The 4,260-nt window shown below is 64.7% G+C and carries 3 protein-coding genes; all 3 read left to right on the top strand.

Annotated elements, in window-relative coordinates; all coding sequences use genetic code 11:
* Nucleotides 1-982, top strand: a 982-nt coding sequence (locus VFV09_01975; protein ID HEU4866471.1) for a glycine--tRNA ligase, incomplete at its 5' end; no start/stop codon positions are given.
* The gene (locus tag VFV09_01970; GenBank protein ID HEU4866470.1) at nucleotides 979-1,230 is read left to right on the top strand and encodes a carboxypeptidase regulatory-like domain-containing protein; all 252 of its coding nucleotides are present in this window, start codon (nucleotides 979-981) and stop codon (nucleotides 1,228-1,230) included. The genes VFV09_01975 and VFV09_01970, both read left to right, overlap by 4 nt.
* Entirely contained in the window at nucleotides 1,227-3,983 is a 2,757-nt protein-coding gene (ppdK, locus tag VFV09_01965) for a pyruvate, phosphate dikinase (GenBank protein ID HEU4866469.1), read from the top strand. The genes VFV09_01970 and ppdK overlap by 4 nt, the downstream gene beginning before the upstream one ends.
* Nucleotides 3,984-4,260 lie beyond the last annotated feature (277 nt).

Raw genomic sequence — 4,260 nt, 5'->3', positions numbered from 1 at the left:
CGACGAGCTCGGCGACCCCCGCAACTTCAACCTGATGTTCAAGACCCACATCGGGCCGATCCAGGACGACAAGAACGTCGTCTGGCTCCGCCCCGAGACCGCCCAGGGCATCTTCATCAACTTCATGCAGGTCCAGGCGTCTATGCGCAAAAAACTGCCGTTCGGCATCGCCCAGACCGGCAAGTCGTTCCGCAACGAGATCACGCCGGGCAACTTCATCTTCCGCACCCGGGAGTTCGAGCAGATGGAGATGGAGTACTTCGTCAAACCCGGGACCGACGCCGAGTACCACCAGCAGTGGATCGACGAGCGGTTCCAGTGGTACCTCGACCTCGGCATGCGGGAGGAAAACCTGCGCCTCAGGGAGCACGAGCCCGACGAGCTCAGCCACTACTCCACCCGCACCGTGGACATCGAGTACAAGTACCCGTGGGGCTGGGGCGAGCTCGAGGGCATCGCCAACCGGGGCGACTTCGACCTGACCCAGCACGCCAAGTTCTCCGGCCAGGACCTCTCGTACTTCGACGCCGAGACCAACGAGCGCTACGTCCCCTACGTCATCGAGCCGGCCGCCGGCGCCACCCGGGCGCTGCTGGCCTTCCTCATCGACGCCTACCGGGAGGAGGAGGCCCCGAACGCCAAGGGCGGGGTCGACAAGCGAGTCGTGCTGCGCCTCCACCACCAGCTGGCCCCCATCAAGGTGGCGGTCCTGCCGCTATCGAAGCACGAGAACCTAAGACCGCTCGCCAAGCAGGTTGCCCAGACCCTTCGCGCCGACTATCGCATCGACTACGATGAAACCGGTTCGATCGGAAAACGCTATCGACGTCACGATGAGATCGGAACCCCCTACGCCGTGACTGTCGACTTCGACTCATTGGAGGACAAAGCTGTGACCATCAGGGATCGTGATTCCATGAAGCAGGAGCGCGTCGGCATCGACGCCCTCTCCGACTGGCTCCGCCCGAGGCTGAGCTGGTGACCCTTCAGATGACCGGCAAGGTCGTGGTCGCGGGAACGCCCACCGAAGGTGCATACATCCGTATCAACGGCCCGTCCGGCGACTTCGTGTGGGAAGCCCGCACCGACGCCGACGGCGAGTACAAGTTCAACCTCCCCGAGGGCACCTGGACCGTGGTGGCGTTTGCCCCCGGCACCGAGAAAAGCACGCAGCAGTACACGCTCACGCCTGAGTCCGACCCTCTTAACATCGACCTGAGGCCAGAGTGACACCGGACTCCACAACCGCAACGCGGTACGTCTACGACTTCGAAGAGGGCGACAGGGACAAGAAGGACCTGCTCGGCGGCAAGGGAGCAAACCTTTCCGAGATGACCAACCTGGGCCTGCCCGTGCCCCCCGGATTCACCGTCACCACCGAGGCATGCCGGATCTACATGGAGACCGGCGACTTTCCCGAAGGCCTGATGGACGAGGTGGCGGAGCACGTCGCCAAGCTCGAAGAAAAGATGGGCAAGAAGCTCGGCGACCCCGACAACCCCCTGCTGGTGTCGGTGCGCTCCGGCGCGAAGTTCTCGATGCCGGGAATGATGGACACCGTCCTCAACCTGGGCATGAACGACGAGTCGCTCAAGGGCCTGATCGCACAGTCGGGCAACGAGCGATTCGCCTACGACGCCTACCGCCGGTTCATCCAGATGTTCGGCAAGATCGTCATGGACGTGCCCGGCGAGGAGTTCGAGCACGAGATCGAGCGCCTGAAGGAAGAGACAGGCGTCACCGAGGACACCGACCTCGGCGCCGAGGACCTGAAGGAGCTGACCGCACGCTTCAAGCAGGTGGTGCAGGACAAGACCGGCAAAGGTTTCCCCGACACCCCCATGGAGCAGCTGAAGCTGGCGATCGAGGCGGTCTTTCAGTCCTGGAGCGGCGAGCGGGCCAAGATCTACCGCCGCCAGAACCGGATCTCCGACTCACTCGGCACCGGCGTGAACGTGCAGACCATCGTTTTCGGCAACCTGGGCGAGGACTCCGGGACCGGGGTCGCCTTCACCCGGGACGCCGGGAGCGGCGCCAAGTCGTACCTGGCCGAGTACCTGCCCAACGCCCAGGGCGAGGACGTCGTCTCCGGGGCCCGCACCCCGCTGCACCTGGACGCCCTGAAGGAGTCCGACCGGGCCAGCTACGACAAGCTGACCGGCATCATGGCCCAGCTCGAGGACCACTACCGGGATATGTGCGACATCGAGTTCACGGTCGAAAAGGGCAAGCTGTGGATGCTGCAGACCCGCATCGGCAAACGGACCGCCGGCGCTGCGGTGAAGATCGCCGTCGACCTGGTTTCCGAGGGCAAGATCTCCGAGGAGGAGGCCGTCCTTCGGGTCGACCCGGCCTCCCTGGACCAGCTTCTGCACCCGCAGTTCGACACCACGGCCGACATCGTCATCGTCGCCAAGGGCCTGAACGCCTCACCGGGGGCCGCCGTCGGCAAGGCGGTTTTCGACGCCAGGGAGGCCGTCCGCATGGCCGAGGCAGGCGAGAAGGTCATCCTGGTCCGCCCGATGACCGAACCGGAGGATGTCGGCGGCATGTACGCCGCGCAGGGCATCCTGACCTCCCGCGGGGGCAAGACCTCCCACGCCGCGGTCGTCGCCCGGGGCGCCGGCAAGCCGTGCGTCTGCGGCGCCGAGTCGCTGAAGATCGACGTCGACAAGCGTGAGTTCACCGTTGGCGAGCACCGGGTGGTCGAGGGCGACATCGTCGCCATCAACGGCAACACCGGCGAGATCGCCCTGGGCGAGGTCCCGCTGGTCGAGCCGGAGCTTTCTGCCGACCTGCTGAAGGTCCTGGGGTGGGCCGACGGCATCCGGCGCCTCAAGGTGCGGGCAAATGCCGACACCCCCGAGGACGCCGCCAAGGGCCGGGAGTTCGGAGCCGAGGGCATCGGCCTGGCACGGACCGAGCACATGTTCCTGGGCGACCGGCTACCCGTCGTCCGCCGGATGATCCTTGCGAACACCCCGGACGAGGAGCAGGCGGCCCTCGATGAGCTGCTGGAGCTTCAGCGGGAGGACTTCATCGGCATCTTCACCGCCATGAGCGGCCTGCCGGTGACCATCCGCCTGCTGGACCCGCCGCTGCACGAGTTCCTTCCTTCGTCGAAGGAGTTGGAGCTGGAGATTCAGGGTCTGGAGATCTACAAGTCGGTTGCCACGAGTGCCTCCAAACACTTCTCGTGGGAGCACTCGGACATCCCGCTCGACTCGCCGTCGACGATGCACTCGGTTGAAAAGGAGATCGCCGAGCACACGAGCCTGCTGGAGAACGTCCTTCGGCTGGAGGAGTCCAACCCAATGCTGGGCATGCGGGGAGTGCGGCTGGGCATCGTGAAGCCCGGTCTCTACGCCATGCAGGTGCGGGCGATCATCGAGGCTGCGGTTCAGGTGAAGGCGGCCGGCAAAGAGCCGGTCATCGAGATCATGATCCCGCTAGTTGCAGTCCGGGAGGAGTTCGACATGATGCGCCGGGAAGCGCTGGCCATCATCGACGAGGTGTTCGCCAAGAGCGGCCAGAAGATCGACTACCTGATCGGGACGATGATCGAGCTGCCTCGGGCTGCCCTGACGGCCGGGGAGATCGCCGAGACCGCGGAGTTCTTCTCCTTCGGAACCAACGACCTAACCCAGACTGCTTTTGGTTTCAGCCGGGACGACATCGAGGGCAAGTTCCTCCCCAGGTACCTGGAGCGGGGCATCCTGAAGGTGAACCCGTTCGAGTCCATCGATGTGGCCGGCGTGGGCCGTCTGATTGAGATCGCCTGCAAGGAGGGCCGCGAGACCAGGCCGAAGCTGAAGCTGGGCATCTGCGGAGAGCACGGCGGGGACCCGAGCTCGGTGGAGTTCTGCCACAACACGGGCCTGGACTACGTGAGCTGTTCCCCGTTCAGGGTGCCGGTGGCCCGTCTGGCGGCCGCGCAGGCGGTTCTGAAGGAAAGCGACACGGCGGGTTCAGACACCCGTTAGACAAGGGTGACGACGAGATCGCGAGAATCTTGCCGTAGCCTTGACAAGTGCCGGACCCGAATCGAGAATCGGCGCTGGCTAGCGCAAAGCGGGGGATTTGCGTTACCCGTTCTATGCGAATCCTCATTGATCCCCCGTTGCCAAAGGGGGTTTCATGCCAGGGCACCCGACCTTCGGATTCGTTGGAGATCTTCACGGTGAGGTGGCAACCGGCCTGTCGGACGACCTGAAACTGGTTGAGTTCTCGGGCAGGCTGGATGGCAGCAGCGGTGTGATC

This window comes from Actinomycetota bacterium (assembly GCA_035759705.1).
In the GTDB taxonomy this organism is placed as follows: domain Bacteria; phylum Actinomycetota; class CADDZG01; order JAHWKV01; family JAHWKV01; genus JAJCYE01.
Note: the sequence above shows the minus strand (reverse complement) of the source record. Positions and strands in the feature narration are given on the sequence as shown.